Origin of the sequence: Bradyrhizobium pachyrhizi (assembly GCF_001189245.1) — a bacterium.
GTDB lineage: Bacteria > Pseudomonadota > Alphaproteobacteria > Rhizobiales > Xanthobacteraceae > Bradyrhizobium > Bradyrhizobium pachyrhizi.
Map to the genome: position 1 here is coordinate 15,313 of NZ_LFIQ01000084.1, position 19,181 is coordinate 34,493.

The following is a 19,181-nucleotide window of genomic DNA, read 5'->3' on the forward strand; positions in this document are numbered from 1 at the left end:
AGGCGGAGAGACTCCCTCAGCTCAGTGCTGCAAGATCTTCGACAGGAACTTCTGCGCGCGGTCGCTGCGCGGCGTGCCGAAGAAGTCGGCCTTCTTTGCGTCCTCGACGATCTCGCCGCGGTCCATGAAGATGACGCGGTCGGCGACCTTGTTGGCAAAGCCCATTTCGTGGGTCACGACCATCATGGTCATGCCCTCGCGGGCGAGGTCGACCATCACGTCGAGCACCTCGCTGATCATCTCCGGATCGAGCGCCGAGGTCGGCTCGTCGAACAGCATGGCGATCGGGTCCATCGCCAGGGCGCGGGCGATCGCGACGCGCTGCTGCTGGCCGCCGGACAGTTCGGCGGGAAACTTCTTCGCGTGATCCTTCAGCCCGACGCGCTCCAGAAGCTTCATGCCCTTGGCGGTGGCATCCTCAGCCTTGCGGCCGAGCACCTTCTCCTGCGCGAGGCGGAGATTGTCGATGATCCGCAAGTGCGGAAACAGTTCGAAATGCTGGAACACCATGCCGACGCGCGAGCGCAGCTTCGGCAGGTCGGTCTTGGGATCGTTGACCTTGACGCCGTCGAGCGTGATGTCGCCGCCCTGGATCGGCTCCAGCGCATTGACGCATTTGATCAGGGTCGACTTGCCCGAGCCGGATGGACCGCAGACCACCACCACCTCGCCCTTGGCGACGCTGGTGGTGCAGTCCTTCAGCACCTGGAAGCTCGGCCCGTACCATTTGTTGACGTGGTTAATCTCGATCATGATGGCTCAGCTTTTTTGTTTAGGCATGACCTTGTCGGAAAACCGGTTCCCACTTTTCCGGGTCATGCCTCAGCGAACGATGGCGATGCGCGCCTGCAGGCGCCGAACGCCGTAGGACGCGACACAGGAAATGACGAAGTAGACCAGCGCGGCGAACAGGTACATTTCGACCAGCCGGCCGTCGCGCTGCGCGACCTTGCTGGCGGCGCCGAGGAAATCCGGGATCGACAGCACGTAGACCAGCGAGGTGTCCTGGAACAGCACGATGGTCTGCGTCAGCAGTACCGGCAGCATGTTGCGGAACGCCTGCGGCAGCACGACGTAGCGCATCGACTGCGCATAGGTCAGGCCGAGCGCGCTGGCCGCGGCCGGCTGGCCCTTCGAGATCGACTGGATGCCGGCGCGCATGATCTCGGAGAAATACGCAGCCTCGAACGCGATGAAGGTGATCAGCGAGGAGGCGAAGGCGCCGACCGTGATCGGCCGCGACGCGCCGGTCAGCCACTGCCCGATATACGGCACCAGGAAGTAGAACCAGAAGATCACCAGCACCAGCGGCAGCGAGCGGATGAAGTCGACATAGAAGCCCGCGATGCGCCCGAGCACCTTGTAGCTCGACAGCCGCATCAGGGCGATCAGGGTGCCGAACACCAGGCCGCCGAACGCTGCGAGCGCGGTCAAGGTCAGCGTGAAGCGCATGCCCTCCAGGAACAGGTAGGGCAGCGAGCGGCGGATGACGTCGAAATCGAAACTGCCGATCATCGTCATTTGCCCGTGATGTAGCCGGGGATCGCGACATAGCGCTCGAGGAAGCGCATCGCGGTCACCACGACGAAATTGAGGAGCAGGTAGAGCACGGTTGCCGCCGTGAACGCCTCGAACACCTGGAACGAGAACTCCTGCATCGAGCGGGCCTGGCCGGTCAGTTCGATCAGGCCGATGGTGATGGCGACCGCGCTGTTCTTGATGGTGTTGAGGAATTCGGAGGTCAGCGGCGGCAGGATGATGCGGAACGCCATCGGCAGCAGCACGTAGCGATAGGTCTGCACCGTGGTGAGGCCGAGCGCGGTCGAGGCCTGCTTCTGCCCGCGCGGCAGCGAGGTGATGCCGGCCTGCAATTGCACGGCGACGCGCGCCGACATGAAGAAGCCGACGCCGATCGCGGCGGTCCAGAACGGCGCATTCGGCAGTTGCTTCAGCCACAGCCCGGCCGACCGCGGCAACAGTTCGGGCAGCACGAAGAACCACAGGAACAGCTGCACCAGCAGCGGCATGTTGCGGAAGAACTCGACCCAGCAGAAGCCGATCCACGACGCCGTCCGCGACGGCAGCGTGCGCAGCACGCCGATCACCGAGCCGGACACCAGCGCGATGATCCAGGCCAGCACCGACACCTTGACGGTGACCACCAGCCCCGACAGCAACAGGTCGAGATAGGTGCCGGTCCCCATCGGGTTCGGCTCAAGGAAGATGTGCCAGTTCCAATTATAGTTCACAGGTCCCCCACGCGGCCGTGCCGGTCACGCATAACGCCGGCATCGCGCGCGGCGTCTATGCAAATGTCCGGCCATTCTCCTCCAAAAATGGCCGGACATGCTAACTTTCAGGACCCGCTCCCAAAAGGGGGCGACGGGTCATACGCAGCGGTCAGTTGACCAGATAGGCATCCGGATCCGGAGAGTCCGACGGCTTCGCAAACTGCTTCTTCATCTCCGGTCCAGCAGGCGAGTTGAGATTCAGGCCCTTCGGCGGGATCTTCTGGGTGAACCACTTGTCATAGATCTTCTGGCCCTCGCCGCTGGTGTAGAGCGCGGCGGTTGCGGCGTCGACGACCTTCTTGAACGGCGCGTCGTCCTTGCGCAGCATGATGCCGTAGGGCTCGGGCTTGGAGAACGCGTCCTTGGAGATCACGTAGTCATCCGGCGACTTCGAGCCGGCGACGAGGCTCGCAAGCAGGATGTCGTCCATCACGAAGGCGACCGCGCGATCGGTCTCGACCATCAGGAAGGCCTCGGCATGATCCTTGGCCGGGATGATATTGACGCTCAGCCCGCGCGCGAGGTTGGCCTCGGTGAGCTGCTTGATGTTGGTGGTGCCGGCGGTCGAGACCACCGTCTTGCCCTTCAGATCGTCGATCGAATTGATCTTGCTCGCCTTCTTGGTGACGTAGCGGCTGGCGGTCAGGAAGTGGCTGTTGGTGAAGGAGACCTGCTTCTGGCGCTCGGCATTGTTGGTGGTCGAGCCGCATTCGAGGTCGACGGTGCCGTTGGCCATCAGCGGAATACGCGTCGCCGAGGTCACCGGGTTGAGCTTGACCTCGAGCTTGTCGAGCTTCAGCTCCTTCTTCACGGCATCGACGATCTTGTAGCAGATGTCCATGGCGTAGCCGACCGGCTTCTGGTTGTCGTCGAGATAGGAGAACGGGATCGAGGAATCGCGGTAGCCGAGCGTAATCGCCCCGGTGTCCTTGATGTTCTTCAGCGTTCCGGTCAGTTCGTCGGCTTGCGCCTGGCTCGCGCCGAGCGCGGCGGCGAGCGCGAAGCCGATCAGATAGTTGCGTGTCATACGTCTACTCCTTGCGTGGAAACGGTCGTTCTAGTGCGTGAGAATATCAGCGAGGACGGGTGCGATATAGCGGCGAAACTGCTCCGGATGCTCGCTCATCGGAAAATGACCGAGCTGCTCCATGATCGTGACGCTGGCGCCCCCTATTGCCGCTGCCGTCCGCCTCGTGTCCTCAGGCGTGCAGGAGAAATCATACTCGCCCGTGAGGAGATACAGCTTGCATACTTTAGTATCGATTGACGCGACCCGGCCGCGCAGGTCGCCGTCGACACGGTAGAAATACAGATCGCCCTTGAACACGCCGGGACCGCCCTGCTTGTAGGCCCACAGCGTTTCCATCCGCGCAGGCTCCGGGCTCTGCGGGGCGATCAGCCCGGACACCAGCGCGGCGCAGACTTCGCCGCCGTGAACGTCCGGCCGGTTCAGCCAGTTGGTGTCATACCACGGCGCCTGGAAATCGGCCGCCTCGAGCCCGATCAGCGCCCGGAACTCGGCGGCATGTTCGATCGCAAGGTTGAGCACGATGCGGCCGCCGATCGAGCAGCCCATCACCACAGGCTTCTCCAGCCCCAACGCCCGACAGAAAGCGCGGATGGTCTCGGTGTAGCGCGCAGTGGTGAGTTGGTATTCATCGCCGGTCCAGCTCATCGGCGGATTCGACTTGCCATGCCAGGGCATATCGAAGGCAATGATGCGGAAATTTTCGGCAAATTGCGCGTCCGCGAGCAGATGGCGCCACTGCCGCGCATCCGATCCCGCGGTGTGCAGGCAGACCAGCGGAATGCCCGCGCCGTTCTCCTCGAAATAGATGCGGTGCAGCTCGCCGCCGATCTCGACGTGAACGTAGCGGCCGACCATCGCCTCGATGTGGCCGTTCATGATCTTGCCGCTCATGATACGGCCGCCGCGAAATGCTGCCGCGGCAGCGCCAGCAGGTCCTTGAAGTATTGCAGATGCGCCATGAAGGGATGCAGGTCGCCTTCCAGCACCGCCTCGCCGCGCTTGGTCAGCGCCAACAGATCGTGCCAGCCGGGTTTTGGCTCGGCCTGCCAATAGGCGGACCAGGCCTGCGGCGTCGCGCGATAGGAAAAGCGCCAGGAGCGCATCAGGACTGGCGAAGGCACGAACTCGACAATACGCCCGGCGCGGATCGCGGCATGAAACGGCCGCGCCATCGGGCCGAGCAGGCAGTCGCAATCGAGCAGCCGCCCGCGCGCGACCAGCCGAGGGGCCTCGTCGAGCAACGCGGGAAGGCCGGCAAACGCCCTCGTCACAGCGTCGTCGGTGGCGTCAGGCGATGGCGTCATCTGTCGGGGAAGCTTCCTGCGGCGGACAACCTATGATGACCGGAAGGGCACAATCCCGCAAGGCGCCGATGCCTTTGGGTTCCCTTGATTATTCGCTTGACCAAACCCGGCTTGCCGGTCATGCGCGCGCACGCCGCGCCCTCCCCGCATGTTGCCGGGAACGGCCAATCCGTCAGACCAAATGCCGATTGAATTCCGCCGCTCGGCAGGTCGCGGCAGACCAATTGTCGCAGCCGGCGCTTCGAGCGCAATTCGCGCTTCCGTTGCCCGCCCCGTTCTGTCCAATGCGCCCTCGGTCCCAGCATGACAGGGACGATCATTGCCAACACCGAACAAGACGCGGCCGCGATCGAACGCGGTCACAAGGGAGAGATCGAGATGTCGCACCGCAATCGCTTGATGGTCCTGCTCGCCGCCGCCGGCATGCTGGTGTCGACAGCGGCGCAGGCGCAGGATTATCCGACCAAGCCGATCACGCTGATCGTGCCATGGCCGGCGGGCGGCTCGACCGATATCTCGATGCGGGCAATCGCCGAGAGCGCCTCCAAGGTGCTGGGCCAGCCGATCGCGGTCGACAACAAGGCGGGCGGCGGCGGCACCGTGGGCCCCGCGACGATGGCCGCCGGCGCCAAGCCCGACGGCTACACCATCGCCCAGATCCCGATCACCGTGTTCCGCCTGCCCTTGATGCAGGAGGTGTCCTGGGACCCGGCGAAGGATTTCTCCTACATCATTCACCTCACCGGCTACACCTTCGGCGTCACCACCAACGCGGAGTCGCAGTTCAAGACCTGGCAGGACGTGGTCGATTTCGCCAAGAAGAACCCGGGCAAGGTGACCTATGCGACGCCCGGCACCGGCACCTCGCTGCATATCGGCATGGAGCAGATCGCCCTGATGGCCGGGATCAAGCTGACCCAGGTGCCGTTCAAGGGCGGCGCCGAGACCAATGCCGCCGTGCTCGGCCAGCACACCATGCTGCAGGCGGATTCCACCGGCTGGCGGCCGCTGGTCGATGCCGGCAAGCTCCGCCTGTTGATGGTGTGGACCGGCGCGCGCTCGCCGAACTATCCGGACGTACCGACGCTGAAGGAACTCGGCTACCCCATGGTCTATGACTCGCCGTTCGGCATCGCCGGCCCCAAGGGCATGGACCCCAAGATCGTCGCCAAGCTGCACGATGCCTTCAAGAAGGCGATCGAGGACCCGGCGGTGATCGCAACGCTGGCCAAATACGACATGGTGCCGAACTACAAGAACACCGAGGACTACAAGAAGTTCGTGGGCGAGGTCACCGAGTCCGAGCGCAAGGTGATCGACACGCTCGGGCTGGCGAAGAAGTAGTGTTCAGTCCGCTACGACGGGACTAACAACGGGATGCGCGAGAACCACCCACTGTGTCGTCCCGGCGAAAGCCGGGACCCATAACCACCGAAGGTTGTTGTCACGCAACGCTGGGGCCACAGCTCGTTTCAACAACCTGACCCCGTGGTGATGGGTCCCGGCTTTCGCCGGGACGACGCGTGGGGAGGTGATGGCGCTTCGCCACTTCAGGACGACGGTGACCTAAAGGCACTCCACATGACTGACCAAACCAACGTCAAATTCCGCCTCAACAACTCCGAGCTGTGGGGCGGGCTGATCGGGCTCGGGCTTGGCGCCTTCGTGATCTGGTCGGGCCTCAAGCTGAAGCTCGGCACCATCAACGATCCCGGCTCCGGCTACGTGCTGTTCTACACCGGCATCCTGATGTGCGTGTTCGCGGCCTCGATCATGATCGCGGCGGTCACCGAGGGCGGCCCGACCTTCGCCTCGCGCTGGGAGAATGCGCGCTGGGGCAAGCCGGTGCTGGTTATCGTCTGCCTCACCGCGTTCGCCTTTGCGCTGGAGCCGCTCGGCTTCCTGCTGTCGGCGATCCCGCTGATGCTGTTGCTGCTCCGCGTGATCGATCCGGTGCGCTGGTCGCTGGCGATCCCGCTGTCCATCCTTGCCCCGCTCGGGATGTGGTGGGTGCTGAAGCACCTGCTCGCGATCCAGCTGCCGAGCGGCATGTTCGAGATCGGTTGAGCGCCCATGGATACTCTCGTCAACGTCGCCCACGGCCTCGGCGTCGCGCTGCTGCCGATCAACCTGCTCTACTGCTTCATCGGCGTGTTCATCGGCACGCTGGTCGGCGTGCTGCCCGGCATCGGCCCGATCTCGGCGATGTCGCTGCTGCTGCCGGTGACGCTGTCAGGCACGCCGGAATCCGGCATCATCATGATGGCCGGCATCTATTACGGCTCGATGTATGGCGGATCGACCACCTCGATCCTGGTCAACATCCCCGGCGAAGCGGCCTCCGTCGTCACCTGCATCGACGGCCACCAGATGGCCAAGCAGGGCCGCGCCGGCCCCGCGCTCGGCATCTCCGCCTTCGGCTCGTTCATCGCCGGCACCTTCGCGCTGATCGCGCTGATGCTGGTGGCGCCGTCGCTTGCCAGCGTCGCGATCGCGTTCGGGCCGGCCGAATATTTCAGCCTGATGGTGCTCGGCCTCGTGGTGCTGACCTTCCTCACCCAGGGCTCGATGGCCAAGGCGCTGCTGATGGCCTGCATCGGCGTCGTGCTCGGCCTGGTCGGGCTCGACAGCATCACGGCGCAGCCGCGGCTGACCTTCGGCCGCCTCGAGCTGATCGACGGCATCGGCCTCGTGCCGGTCGTGATGGGCCTGTTCGGCGTCGCCGAGGTGCTGCTCAACACCGAGCAGGCGATCAAGCGCGACATCATCAAGACCAGGATCAACCAATTGCTGCCGAGCAAGGAGGACTGGAAGGCCAGCGCCGGACCGGTGGCGCGCGGCACGGTGCTCGGCTTCTTCCTCGGCATCCTGCCCGGCGGCGGCGCCGTGGTGGCGTCGTTCGCCTCCTACGCGCTGGAGAAGCGGCTCTCGAAGCATCCGGAGCGCTTCGGCCACGGCGCGATCGAGGGCGTCGCGGGGCCGGAATCGGCGAACAATTCCGCGGCCGGCGGCGCCTTCATTCCGCTGATGACGCTCGGCATCCCGCCGAATGTGGTGATGGCGCTGCTGCTCGGCGCCTTCGTGATCCACGGCCTGCAGCCGGGACCGCTGATGATCTCGCAGAACCCGACGCTGTTCTGGGGCATCGTCGCCAGCATGTATATCGGCAACCTGATGCTCTTGGTGCTCAACCTGCCGATGATCGGCATGTGGGTGCAGCTGCTGCGGCTGCCCTACAACGTGCTGTTCCCGCTGATCATCCTGTTCACGATCATCGGCGTCTACTGCTCCAGCAACAACGTGTTCGACGTCCACGTCATGATCGCGTTCGGCGTGATCGGCTATTTCATGCGCAAGCTCGGCTACGAGCCGGCGCCGCTGGTGCTGGCCTTCGTGCTCGGGCCGATGCTGGAGAACAACCTGCGCAAGTCGCTGATCCTCTCCCAGGGCAACCTCATGACCTTCGTGGAGCGACCGATCTCGGCGATCTGCCTCGCCTTCGCGCTGGTGCTGCTGGTCGGCCCGCTGCTGCCCTCGCTGCGCAAGAAGCGCGAGCTGGTGGCGCTGGATGAGGGGGCGTAGGAGCGAGGCTGGATCGGGTTGAGAAGCAGCCGCATCGGCACTGCGCTCTCTCGCCCCGTTCTTACGGGGTCGAGACGAGCGGAGCTCGCTCTTGGAGGGTTGGGGTGAGGGGCTGCCTCCGCGAGTTCAGAATGCGGTGATACCTGTACCCCCTCACCCGCAACGCATCTGACGATGCGTTCCGACCTCTCCCCGCGCGCGGGGCGAGGTGAAGCGAGCCGATGCTTGCATCCCGACCGCTCAACCCATCTTCGCCGCACGCCCGTTCTTCGGCGCCTGGGCCAGCGCGCGGGCCAGCACCTGGGCTTCCTTCTTCAGCATGTCGGCGAGCTCACCTTCGCGGCGGCGAATGCGGTCGGACGCGGCGCCGATCGAGAGGGCGGCGACCACCTCGCCGGCATCGTCGCGGACCGGCACGCCGACGCCGCCCATGCCGGGGAACGCGGCGTCGATCAGCACGGTGTGGCCGGCCTTGCGTGCCATGGCGATCCGCTCGCGCAAGAACTTTGGCGTGATGCGCGGCGATTTCGCCAGCCGCGGCACGATCACCTCGATCACAGCCTCGATCTCGGCATCCGGCAGCCAGACCAGCAGCGCCAGCGCGCCGGCGCCGACACCGAGCGGACGGCGGCTGCCAATCTGCAGGTAGTTCGGTTGCAGCGGATGGTTGCCGACCGAGCGCGCCAGATAAAGCGCCTCGACGCCGGATCGCACCGACAGCAGCGCCGTATCGGCCGAGCGCTCCGACAGCCGGAGCAGGCTCGGCTGCGCCAGCTCGGCGATGTCGACCGAACGGCGCGCGCCGACCGCCATCACCCGCGCCTCCTGGCCGAGCTCATAGGTCTTGGCGCCGGCGACGCGACTGACGAAGCCTTCCTCGATCAGCGAGTTGAGAATGCGCAGCGCCGTCGCCTTGTTCAGCGAGGCGGTGTCGGCGATGTCGGTGAGCCGCAGCGGCGAGCGCTGCGCCAGCACGCGCAGGATCGCGCACACCTTCTGGATCGCGTTGAACTTGTCGGGTTGGCCCGGCTCCGGCAGTGGCCTCTTGCGGCTGGTCCGTGCGGTCGCAGTCGTGGAGGCGTTCATGCCCTGGCCTTCCTTGCCGTCAATTCCAAATCCTGAACCGGGACGCAACGAAGAGACGCGCCCGGCGGACATCATCCTAGGACGGATGACGTGCGCCGGACACCGTATACTTTCGTCAGATGAAACTTTGATTTCGACTATCTACGCTGCTCTGCAACAATAAGCATATTTGAATTTCGCATCACGAAATCTGATGCGATTTGTGCATGATCTCTTTGAAAAACCGCTTCGCACTTTTTCGGATCATGCGCTACGCCAGCCGCAGCCTGCGGATCGTGAACAGCGCGCAGAGGCTGAGGATGCAGACCGCGGTGAGATAATAACCCGGCGCGAGCTCGCCGATCGGCGCGAAGCCACCCAGCCAGGTCATGATCGCCGGCCCCATACCGCCGAACAAGGTGACACCGATATTGTAGCTGAGACCGAGCCCGGTCGCACGCGTCGCCGCCGGAAACAGTTCCGACATCAGCGCGGCGAGCGGCCCGTAATACAGCGACTTGAGGACGCCGAGCCAGAGCACGCCGAGCAGGATGATCTCGGGCGTCGGTTTGCCGGTGAGCAAGAGGAAGGCCGGGAAGATCGACACCAGCAGCAGCAGCGCGAACAGGATCATGTGGGTGGTGCGTCCGATCTTGTCGGAGACCATGCCTGCGATCGGCGCCAGCAGCGCAACCGCGGTCTGCGCGGCGAACGAGGCAATGAAGCCGACCGATGGCGCGAGGTTGAGCGTCTTCACCACATAGGTCGGCATGTAGACAATCAAATAGTTGACCGCGGTCGACACGGCGAGCGCGCCGATCGCGAGCATCGTGGCGAGCTTCTGCCGCGCGAGCACTTCCCTGACCGGCGATTCCTGCTTCGCGGCCGGCGGAGGCATCGCATCGTCGACATGGTTGCGGATATAGATGCCGACCGGGCCGATCAGGACGCCGAACAGGAACGGCAGCCGCCAGCCCCAGGACTGTAAATCCTCCGGGCTCATCAGCGAGGTCAGGAGCGCACCGAAGCCCGCGCCCAACAGACCGCTGACGCCTTGGCTCGCGAACTGCCAGCTCGCCACGAAGCCGCGCCGCTCGGGCATGTGCTCGACCAGGAACGCGGTCGAGGAGCCGAACTCGCCGCCGGCGGAAAAGCCCTGCACCAGGCGCGCCAGCAGCACCGCGAGCGGCGCCAGGATGCCGATGGTCTGATAGGTCGGCATCAGCGCCAGCACCAGCGTGCCCAGCGTCATTAGCACGATCGACAGCATCAGCGAGGCCTTGCGGCCGTGCCGGTCGGCATAGGCGCCGAGCACGACGCCGCCGATCGGGCGGATCAGAAACGACAGGCCGAAGCTGCCGAAGGTCAACAGCAGCGAGGTGGTCGGATCATTGGCCGGGAAGAACGCCTTGGAGAGATACACCGCGAAATAGGCATAGACCGAGATGTCGTACCATTCGAGCGCATTCCCGACCGAAGTCGCGACGATCAGGCGGGTGATGTTTTTCTTGTCGACCGCAGTGGCGTGCTGAGCGGCGGCCGAAGTTGATAATGTCATCAGGATTTCCTTGGCAGCGTCAGCCAACAAACTTTCCACTCGTCATGGCCGGCCTTGTGCCGGGCATCCACGTCTTTGTCTCGTAGCGTTAAGACGTGGATGGCCGGGAGAAGCCCGGCCATGACGGAGTAATGGGTGAGGCTCAAGACTTCCGCGGGGCCTCGCCGAGGTCCCAGAACAGGCCGGCCATGATGGTCAGCGCCTCCTCGGTCACCGGCAGCAGGATGTGCTCGTCGGGGGCGTGCTGCGAGCAGCCCGGATAGGAATGCGGCACCCAGATCGTCGGCAGGCCGAGGCCTTCGGAGAACACGTCGTTCGGCAGCGAGCCGCCGAAGTTCGGCAGCACCGCCGGCGCCTTGCCGGTGGTGGCGCGGATCGAGTTCGCCGCCCAGTCGATCCACGGGCTGTCCATGTCGGTGCGCGAGGCGGCAAAGCGCTGCGTGCCCGAGACCTCGACCATCGGAAAGCCGTTGCTGTGCAGATAGTCCCGCACCGCGTCGATCACTTCGAGATGCCGGGTGCCGACGACGAAGCGGAGCTGCAGCACGGCGTTGGCCTTGCCGGGAATCGCGTTGGCGGGCTTTTCGATATTGCCCGACGACATCGCCAGCACCTCCAGCGTGTTCCACGCATAGAGCCGCTCCGCCGCGGTCAGGCCCTCCTCGCCCCAGTCTTCCGCCAGCGCCGGTTCGTCCGCCGTCGGCTTGACCTCGACGTCGGCGAGCGCGGCGCGGACGCGGTTCGAAATCGGCGGGGGTTTGAGGATTTCGAGCTTCATGCGGCCCTTGCCGTCGACCAGGCTCGCGATCGCGCTCGCCAGGATCGTGGCGGGGTTGGCGAGCACGCCGCCCCAATTGCCGGAATGGTTGCCGCCTTCGCGCAGATTGACGTCGAGATGGATGCGGTTGCCGCCGCGGCAGCCGAGAAAGATGGTCGGCCGCTCCGCCGACAGCCGCGGCCCGTCCGAGGCGATGAACAGGTCGGCCTTCAGCTCCTCGCGATGCGCCTCGCAGACCTCGCGCAGATCTGGCGAGCCGATCTCCTCGCCGGTCTCGATGATGAATTTGGCGTTGAAGCCGAGCTTGCCGCCGCGCGCCTGCTTCACCGCGCGCAGCGCGGCCATGTTGATCGAATGCTGCCCTTTGTTGTCGGCGGTGCCGCGGCCATAGACGCGCTCGCCCTTGACCGTGGTCTGCCAGGGATTGAGCCCGTCGCGCCATTCGCCGACCATGCCGTCGACGACGTCGCCATGGCCGTAGGTCAGCACGGTCGGCCGCGAAGCGTCTTCCTGGTAGTCGGCGATCAGATAGGGCCCGCGGCCGGTCGGCGACTCGATCAGGTGGGTCTTGAAATCGAGCTCGGCGAAGGCCGGTTGCAGATTCTCCACCAGATAGGCGCGCAGCGCATCGGCCTTGTCGGCATTCAGGCTCTCGGTCTGGTAGCCGACCCTGCGGTCCAGTTCCTTCAAGAACTGTCCCGATTGAAAATGCTCTCGCACCTTTGCGATTGCGTCGGCCCGTGTCGCCATGATTGTTCCTTCGTCCGGTCGCGTCGTGGCATGATCGCACCGGAACGCCATGCTTTGCGTCCCGATCATGCTTCTGGAAGCGCGCAACCTATCGGGATCAGATCGCGACCGGAAGGGCGCGAAATGCGAATGGGCCTTGCCAAAACGTGGGAAGTCGCAACAAGTTGAAGCGGGGCGCCCGGCATAGACCGGGCAGCACGGCGCGCAAGGTTTCGACCAAGGTTTTCGACAATGACAAAACAAATCCGGCTCAACGCCTTTGCCATGAACTGCGTGGCGCATCAGTCGCCGGGGCTGTGGACCCATCCGCGCGACCGCACCAAGGACTACAACAAGCTGTCCTACTGGATCGATCTGGCGAAGACGCTGGAGCGCGGCCGGTTCGACGGGCTGTTCCTCGCCGACGTGCTCGGCGTCTACGACGTCTATGCCGGCAATCCGGATGCGGCGCTGCGCAACGCGGCGCAGACCCCGGCCAACGAACCGTTGATGCTGATCCCGGCGATGGCCGCGGTGACCGAAAATCTCGGCTTCGGCGTCACCAGCAATCTCTCCTTCGAGCCGCCCTACCCGTTCGCGCGGCGGATGTCGACGCTCGATCACCTCACCGGCGGCCGGGTCGGCTGGAACGTGGTGACCGGCTATCTCGATTCCGCGGCGCGCGGCGCCGGCAAGGACAAGCAGACCGCGCATGACGACCGCTACGAGCTCGCCGACGAATATATGGAGCTGGTCTACAAGCTCTGGGAAGGCAGCTGGGAGGACGACGCCGCGATCCGCGACGTCGCGCGCGGCATCTTCAGCGATCCGAGCAAGGTGCATGCGGTACACCATGACGGCAGCAACTACCGGCTCAACGCGATCCACCTGTCGGAGCCGTCGCCGCAGCGCACGCCGGTGCTCTACCAGGCCGGCACCTCGCCGCGCGGCCGGCAGTTCGCCGCCGAGCATGCCGAATGCGTATTCATGTCGGGACCGTCGGCGAAGGTGATCGGTCCACGCGTCTCGGCGATCCGCGAGCTCGCCGCCGCGAAGGGCCGCAACGCAGCCGAGATCCTGATGTTCTCGATGATGTGCGTCGTGGTGGCGCCGACCGAGGCGGAGGCGAAGGCGAAATACGCCGAGTATCGCCGCCATATCAGCCATGAGGGCGCCCTGGCGCTGATGTCGGGCTGGACCGGCGTCGACTTCTCGACCTATTCGCTCGACCAGGAGGTGCGGCACGTGCAGAACGACGCCGGCCGCTCCGCGATGGACAACGTCACCCGCGCCGATCCCGGCCGGGTCTGGACCGTGCGCGAGGTCGCCGAGCATGTCGGCATCGGCGGCGCCGGCCCGGTCGTGGTCGGCTCGCCCGAGCAGGTCGCCGACAAGATCGAGCAATGGTTCGAGGACACCGACGTCGACGGCCTCAACGTCGCCTTTGCGATCTCGCCCGGCGATTTCGAGGACATCGCCGATATGCTGGTGCCGGAGCTCGTCAAGCGCGGCCGCTACAAGCGGGAATATGCGAAGGGCACCTTGCGCGAGAAGCTGTTCGGCGAAGGACGGGCGAGGCTCGACGCGACGCACCCGGCAAGCCGTTATCGCGTGAAGCGGAGCGCTGCGGCGGAGTAGACAACGTCATTCCGGGGCGATGCGAAGCATCGAAGCCCAATTCGCAATTGCGAATTTGTGGAATCTCGAGATTCCGGGTCTGGTCCTTCGGACCATCCCGGAATGACGTCCCAACTAATTCACCGAATTGCTCACCACCACCTCGATCAGCTTCGCGCCCGGACGGCTGAAAGCCGACTTCATCACACCCTTCAGCTCCTGTGGGTCGGTGATCCTGATCGCCTCGAGCCCAAGCGAGCGCGCGACGCCGGTGAAATCGACCGGCGGGTCGATGAAGTCCATGCCGACGTAGTGATCGTCGCCGTGGAACGCGAGCAGGCGCTGCTTGATGATGCGGTAGCCGCCATTGTTGACGATGACGAAGGTCAGCGGCAGCTTGTGGTTGGCCGCGGTCCACAGCGACTGGATCGAATACATCGACGAGCCGTCGCCCGAATAGCACACCACCGGGCGCTGCGGATTGGCGAGGCTGACGCCGACCGCAGCCGGCAGGCCCCAACCGATGCCGCCGGAGGCCAGCGCGTGATAGCCGTAGCGGTCGCGATGCGCGCGCAGCGCGATGATCTGGCGCGACGAGGTCAGGCCCTCGTCCACCAGGATCGCGTTGTCGGGCATCGCCTCCACGACCTGCAGCGCCAGCCAGTCCGGATCGATCGGCGAGGTCTGGCTCGCCTTCGAGATCTGCTCGACCAGCGCCTTGCGCTTCGCCGCCCAGTTCTTCGTCGACAAGGCCGCGAGTCCCTGCTTGGCACGCGTCTCCAGCGCGCCGCCGCCGGCCTCCTTCAACGCAGGGACCAGCGCGCGCAGCGTTTCCTTGACGTCCGCCTTGACCGCGATCTCGGCGCCATAGTTCCTGGCGAGGTCGCTGTCGACCAGGCCGACCTGCACGATCGAGAGCCCGTCCGGCAGCGGATCGACCTCGCTGTAGACCGACATCCGCAGGGGATCACCGCCGAGCGCGATCAACAGATCATGCGGCGCCAGCACGTCGCGCGCGACCTTCTGCAGCCGCGCGATCGCGCCCATGAAACTCGGGCTTTCGGACAGGAAATGCGAACCAAAAGGCGTCGGCGATTGCCAGGCCGGGCAGCCCAGCGTCTCGGCGAGATCAGCCGCCTCGCGCAGCGCATCGCTTTTCACGATCTCGTCGCCGACGACGACCACCGGTCGCTCCGCCTTCAGGATGCGCGCGGCCAGCGCCTTGAGCGAATCCTCCGACGGCCTCACCCGGGTGTCGATCCGGGTGGAGCGGCCAAGCTCGATGCCGGCTTCGGAATTGAGAATGTCGCCGGGCAGCGAGATGAACACCGGCCCGGTCGGCGGCGTGGTCGCGATCTTGGCGGCGCGGCGCACGATGCGCGGCAGGTCTTCGAGCCGCGTCACCTCGACCGCCCATTTCACCAGCGGCGTCGCCATCTGCACCAGCGGACCGTAGAGCACCGGCTCGGTCAGACCATGGCCCTGCTCCTGCTGCCCGGCGGTCAGGATCAGCGGCGTGCCGGTGAAGCTCGCATTGTAGAGCGAGCCCATCGCGTTGCCGAGTCCCGGCGCGACATGGACGTTGCAGGCGACGAGCTTGCCGGAGGCGCGGCTGAAGCCGTCGGCCATCGCGACCACCAGGCTCTCCTGCATCGCCATCACATAGGTGAGATCGGGATGATCCTTCAGCGCGTGCATGATCGGCAGTTCGGTGGTGCCGGGATTGCCGAACAGATGGGTGACGCCCTCATCCTTCAGCAGCGCCAAAAATGCCGAGCGGCCGGTAATGCGATTCTTCATGTTCCCTCCAGGCCTGTCGGCGCGTTGGCCGACGGGGATCAAGGGAGATGACCAAACTTGCGCAGCCGGAGCAATCGAGCGGGCGGTCATGGCCGCATTCCGCAGGCGCGCGCCTGAGGCAAAACGCTCGCTAGAACATCCCCTCGCGCGCACTGCGCTTCTTCTTTTTCGAGCGCTGCCAGACCACGCCGGGATAGCCCTTCAGCGGCACCAGCGGCTCGCCGGTATAGGCCCATTCCTGCAGTTCCTCGATCGCGATGTGATAGAGCGGCTGCCGGCCGGTGCGCCCCGAGAACAGCGCGCGCGGGATGTTGACCATGTGCGGCGACCGCGCGCGTTCGTAGATGATGGGCGTGCCGCAATTGGCGCAGAAGCTGCGCGCGGTCTTGCTTTTCGCGTCCTCGTAACGCGACAGCTCGCTCTCGCCCTGCGTGATGCGGAAGCGCTTCTTCCAGCTGCCGACATAGGTCGCGTAAACCGCGCCATGGGCGCGGCGGCTGGCGGCCGTGTGATCATGCCAAGCCCAGCGCGCCGGCACGTCGATCTCGAACCGCACCTTGCCGCACAGGCATTGACCGGCCGCGGGCTTCGCCAGCGCCACCGGCTTTGGCTTCTTGGTCGGCTCGAACTCGTCGTCCGGAAACATCGCGGTCTCCCGGTTTTGCTGGCCGAGCTATCGTAGCCCGGATGCAGCGTAGCGAAATCCGGGGATGCTTGATCCGCTGATGCAAGGCCCCGGATTTCGCTGCGCTCCATCCGGGCTACGAAGAGTTAAGCCTGCGCCAGCTCGTCGTGCACCGGATAATCCGTGTAGCCCTTCTCCTCGCCGGCATAGAAGGTGGCGCGGTTGTACTTGGTCAGCGGATAGCCGCGCTGCAGGCGGCGCGGCAGATCCGGGTTGGAGATGAAGTAGCGGCCGAACGCGATCGCATCGGCATGACCTTCGGCGACCGCGCTCTGTGCGGTTTCGCTGACGAAATTGCCGGCGGTGATCAGCACGCCGCTCCATATCGGGCGGTACAGCACCATCGCGGACGGCACGTTCTGCCAGTCGACCTCGGCGCGGCCGGTGCCCGAGGCGCGCGGCTCGATGAAATGCAGATAAGCAAGCCCGAGCTTGTCCAGCGCCGTAATGGCGTGGCTGTAGAGCGGCATCGGGTCGGCCTCGCCGCTGCCATTGGCGATGCCGTAGGGCGAGAGCCGCACGCCGACGCGGCTCGCACCCCACACCTCGGTCACCGCCTGCGTCACCTCCATCAGGAAGCGGACGCGGTTCTCGATCGAGCCGCCGTACCGGTCGGTCCGCAGGTTGCTGCGCGATTGCAGGAACTGTTCGATCAGATAGCCATTGGCGCCGTGAACCTCGACGCCGTCGAAGCCGGCGGCGAGCGCGTTCTTCGCGCCCTGCCGATAGGCCTCGACCATCAGGGTGACCTCGTCGGTCTCGAGCGCGCGCGGCGTCTCGTAATCGACCACCTTGCCGTCCGCCGTCATGCACTTGAACTCGGACGGGATCGCGACCGCCGACGGCGCCACCGGCAGCGCGCCGCCCGGCTGGAACGAGGAATGCGAGACGCGGCCGACGTGCCAGAGCTGCAGGAAGATCAAGCCGCCCTTGGCATGCACGGCATCCACCGCCTCGCGCCAGCCCGCGATCTGGGCCTCGCTGTAGATGCCGGGAACACCGGGATTGCCGAAGCCGGTCGCAACCACCGGCGAGGCCTCCGCGATCAGCAGGCCGCCCGGGGTGGCGCGCTGCGCGTAATATTCCGCGTTCATCGGCCGCGGCACGAGGCTCGGCCGCGCCGCCCGCATCCGCGTCAGCGGCGCCATCACGACGCGATGTTCGAGCTGGTAAGGACCGATCTTGAGCGGAGAAAACAGCGACGGAGGATTCATGCCTGCCCCAAATATTCTTATGTGGTTTCCGTTATAGTCTGGGCATGATCCGCCCGGAAACCGGTACCCACTTTTCCGGATCATGCCCGTTATCTAACGGGTTCATCTTGTTCATGAAAGCGGGTAGTGGCAATCTGTTGCCACGAGAACAGGTCTCCCATGTCGAAATCGAGCGCCTCATCGCTCCCCTCCCTCAGCGTCCGCATCGACCTCGATGCCGAGGACCGGATCGGACCGGGCAAGATCCTGCTGCTTGAGCGGATCAAGGAATGCGGCTCGATCTCCGCCGCCGGCCGCGCAATGGACATGAGCTACAAGCGCGCCTGGGACCTGGTCGACGAGATCAACCGCATCTGCCGCCAGGCGGCGGTGGAACGGCAGACCGGCGGTAAGAATGGCGGCGGCGCGGTGCTGACCCCGTTCGGCCTCTCCCTGGTGGCGCGCTACCGCAAGATCGAGCGCGACGCGGCAAGCGCCGTGCGCAAGGATCTCGAGGCGCTGCGCAGCGACATCGGCAAGCCGAAGAAGGCAGCCGGGCGGTAAACGCAGGAACCGGCGGCCGTCGCAGGGGCGCGTCGCAAAATATCGAAAACAACCCCATGCAAAGGAGCCGGCGGCGCCCCCGCGCTCGACAAGGCAACTTGACGCGTCGGGCAAATCAGGGATATTCTTCTAATATTCCGAAATCATGCGAGCGTTGGGGTGAGGGCTTCGTTCCGCGAGCACGTCGAGCATCCCGTACCCCTCACCCGGATTGCATCTGGCGATGCAACATCGCCGAAGCTCCGCTTCGGCGTTCTTGAGGACGGCCGCCATAGGCGGCCTATGTCTCTCCCCGCAAGCGGGGAGAGGTGAAGAGAAACAGCGGGACCAGCCCTAAGCTGTCTTGATCCAGACCGCCTTGACGTTGAGATATTCCTCGACGTGCTGCTTGCCGGACTCGCGGCCGTAGCCGCTCATCTTGTAGCCGCCGAACGGCACCGCCGGATCCATCGCCTGGTAGCAATTAACCCAGACCGAGCCGGCGCGCAGCGCCTTCGCGACCTGGTGCGCCTTGCTGACATTGGTGGTCCAGACGCCCGAGCCGAGGCCGAAGGTGGTGGCGTTGGCGCGCTTGATCAGCTCTTCCGGATCCTTGAACGAGATCGCCGAGATCACCGGACCGAAGATCTCCTCCTGCGCGATGCGCATGTTGTCCTGCACGTTGGCGAACACGGTCGGCTGCACGAAATAGCCCTTCGACAGCGCGCCCTCGGTGAGGCGGCCGCCGCCGGCCAGCGCCTTGGCGCCCTCCTTCTGGCCGATGTCGAGGTAGCCCGACACCCGGTCCATCTGCTGCTGCGACACCAGCGGGCCGATCTGGGTGTTGGGATCGAGGCCGTTGCCGACCTGCAGCTTCTTGCCGAACTCGGCGACGCGGCCGACGAATTCGTCATAGACCTTCTGCTCGACGAACAGCCGGGTGCCGGCGCTGCAGATCTGGCCGGAATTGGCGAACACCGCCATCGCCGCGCCCGGCACCGCGGCG

The 19,181-nt window shown here is 65.2% G+C and carries 18 protein-coding genes; 5 read left to right on the forward strand and 13 right to left on the reverse strand.

The annotated features are described in order from the left end of the window. Window positions 1-21: 21 nt before the first annotated feature. The 6 genes from AKL29_RS18860 to AKL29_RS18885 all read right to left on the reverse strand — a co-directional run bounded on the left by AKL29_RS18860 (window position 22) and on the right by AKL29_RS18885 (window position 4,625). Window positions 22-753, reverse strand: a complete 732-nt coding sequence (locus AKL29_RS18860) for an amino acid ABC transporter ATP-binding protein (RefSeq protein ID WP_016845632.1) — start codon at window positions 751-753, stop codon at window positions 22-24. A gap of 69 nt (window positions 754-822) precedes the next feature. Then, window positions 823-1,515, reverse strand: a complete 693-nt coding sequence (locus AKL29_RS18865) for an amino acid ABC transporter permease (RefSeq protein ID WP_026192237.1) — start codon at window positions 1,513-1,515, stop codon at window positions 823-825. 2 nt (window positions 1,516-1,517) lie between these two features. Further along, a complete protein-coding gene (locus AKL29_RS18870) occupies window positions 1,518-2,249 on the reverse strand; it encodes an amino acid ABC transporter permease (RefSeq protein WP_050385176.1) in 732 nt (243 codons plus the stop codon). Between the two features lie 151 nt (window positions 2,250-2,400). Beyond that, window positions 2,401-3,318, reverse strand: a complete 918-nt coding sequence (locus AKL29_RS18875) for an amino acid ABC transporter substrate-binding protein (RefSeq protein WP_028332968.1) — start codon at window positions 3,316-3,318, stop codon at window positions 2,401-2,403. Between the two features lie 30 nt (window positions 3,319-3,348). Continuing rightward, the gene (locus AKL29_RS18880; RefSeq protein ID WP_202814550.1) at window positions 3,349-4,212 is read right to left on the reverse strand and encodes an alpha/beta fold hydrolase; all 864 of its coding nucleotides are present in this window, start codon (window positions 4,210-4,212) and stop codon (window positions 3,349-3,351) included. Continuing rightward, window positions 4,209-4,625: a hypothetical protein gene (locus AKL29_RS18885; protein WP_028332966.1), complete on the reverse strand. Its 417-nt coding sequence runs from the start codon at window positions 4,623-4,625 to the stop codon at window positions 4,209-4,211. Before AKL29_RS18885 ends, AKL29_RS18880 begins: the two co-directional genes overlap by 4 nt. A 378-nt stretch (window positions 4,626-5,003) precedes the next feature. Here AKL29_RS18885 and AKL29_RS18890 point away from each other — a divergent pair, with 378 nt between their 5' ends. From AKL29_RS18890 to AKL29_RS18900, 3 genes are all read left to right on the forward strand, one after another. Continuing rightward, window positions 5,004-5,969, forward strand: coding sequence for a Bug family tripartite tricarboxylate transporter substrate binding protein (locus AKL29_RS18890; protein WP_028332965.1), 966 nt, complete (start codon window positions 5,004-5,006; stop codon window positions 5,967-5,969). Between the two features lie 237 nt (window positions 5,970-6,206). After that, complete coding sequence (locus AKL29_RS18895) at window positions 6,207-6,692, forward strand: tripartite tricarboxylate transporter TctB family protein (protein WP_028332964.1); 486 nt, start codon at window positions 6,207-6,209, stop codon at window positions 6,690-6,692. A gap of 6 nt (window positions 6,693-6,698) precedes the next feature. After that, window positions 6,699-8,207, forward strand: a complete 1,509-nt coding sequence (locus tag AKL29_RS18900; RefSeq protein ID WP_028332963.1) for a tripartite tricarboxylate transporter permease — start codon at window positions 6,699-6,701, stop codon at window positions 8,205-8,207. A gap of 240 nt (window positions 8,208-8,447) precedes the next feature. On the opposite strand, the gene AKL29_RS18905 is transcribed toward AKL29_RS18900, so the two are convergent. From AKL29_RS18905 to AKL29_RS18915, 3 genes are all read right to left on the reverse strand, one after another. Then, window positions 8,448-9,293, reverse strand: coding sequence for an IclR family transcriptional regulator (locus AKL29_RS18905; RefSeq protein WP_050385177.1), 846 nt, complete (start codon window positions 9,291-9,293; stop codon window positions 8,448-8,450). A 250-nt stretch (window positions 9,294-9,543) separates the two neighbouring features. After that, window positions 9,544-10,830, reverse strand: coding sequence for an MFS transporter (locus tag AKL29_RS18910; protein ID WP_050385178.1), 1,287 nt, complete (start codon window positions 10,828-10,830; stop codon window positions 9,544-9,546). A 142-nt stretch (window positions 10,831-10,972) separates the two neighbouring features. Further along, window positions 10,973-12,358, reverse strand: a complete 1,386-nt coding sequence (locus tag AKL29_RS18915) for a M20 family metallopeptidase (protein ID WP_050385265.1) — start codon at window positions 12,356-12,358, stop codon at window positions 10,973-10,975. Window positions 12,359-12,589: 231 nt separating this feature from the next. On the opposite strand from AKL29_RS18915, the gene AKL29_RS18920 reads away from it, so the two are divergent. Then, the gene (locus AKL29_RS18920; protein ID WP_050385179.1) at window positions 12,590-13,975 is read left to right on the forward strand and encodes an LLM class flavin-dependent oxidoreductase; all 1,386 of its coding nucleotides are present in this window, start codon (window positions 12,590-12,592) and stop codon (window positions 13,973-13,975) included. A 114-nt stretch (window positions 13,976-14,089) separates the two neighbouring features. On the opposite strand, the gene AKL29_RS18925 is transcribed toward AKL29_RS18920, so the two are convergent. The 3 genes from AKL29_RS18925 to AKL29_RS18935 form a co-directional block, all read right to left on the reverse strand. Beyond that, window positions 14,090-15,754, reverse strand: coding sequence for a thiamine pyrophosphate-binding protein (locus AKL29_RS18925; RefSeq protein WP_050385180.1), 1,665 nt, complete (start codon window positions 15,752-15,754; stop codon window positions 14,090-14,092). 130 nt (window positions 15,755-15,884) lie between these two features. Then, window positions 15,885-16,400 carry a GFA family protein gene (locus AKL29_RS18930; protein WP_050385181.1) on the reverse strand — a complete coding sequence of 172 codons (516 nt, stop codon included), beginning with the start codon at window positions 16,398-16,400 and terminating at the stop codon, window positions 15,885-15,887. A 125-nt stretch (window positions 16,401-16,525) separates the two neighbouring features. Then, entirely contained in the window at window positions 16,526-17,653 is a 1,128-nt protein-coding gene (locus AKL29_RS18935; RefSeq protein ID WP_050385182.1) for an alkene reductase, read from the reverse strand. 159 nt (window positions 17,654-17,812) lie between these two features. Between AKL29_RS18935 and AKL29_RS18940 the strand changes: the two genes are divergently transcribed. After that, window positions 17,813-18,196: a winged helix-turn-helix domain-containing protein gene (locus AKL29_RS18940; protein WP_016846469.1), complete on the forward strand. Its 384-nt coding sequence runs from the start codon at window positions 17,813-17,815 to the stop codon at window positions 18,194-18,196. A 333-nt stretch (window positions 18,197-18,529) separates the two neighbouring features. Here the strand turns inward: AKL29_RS18940 and AKL29_RS45075 are convergent. Beyond that, window positions 18,530-19,181: aldehyde dehydrogenase family protein (locus tag AKL29_RS45075; protein WP_244482163.1), on the reverse strand; the 652-nt coding region annotated here is incomplete at its 5' end.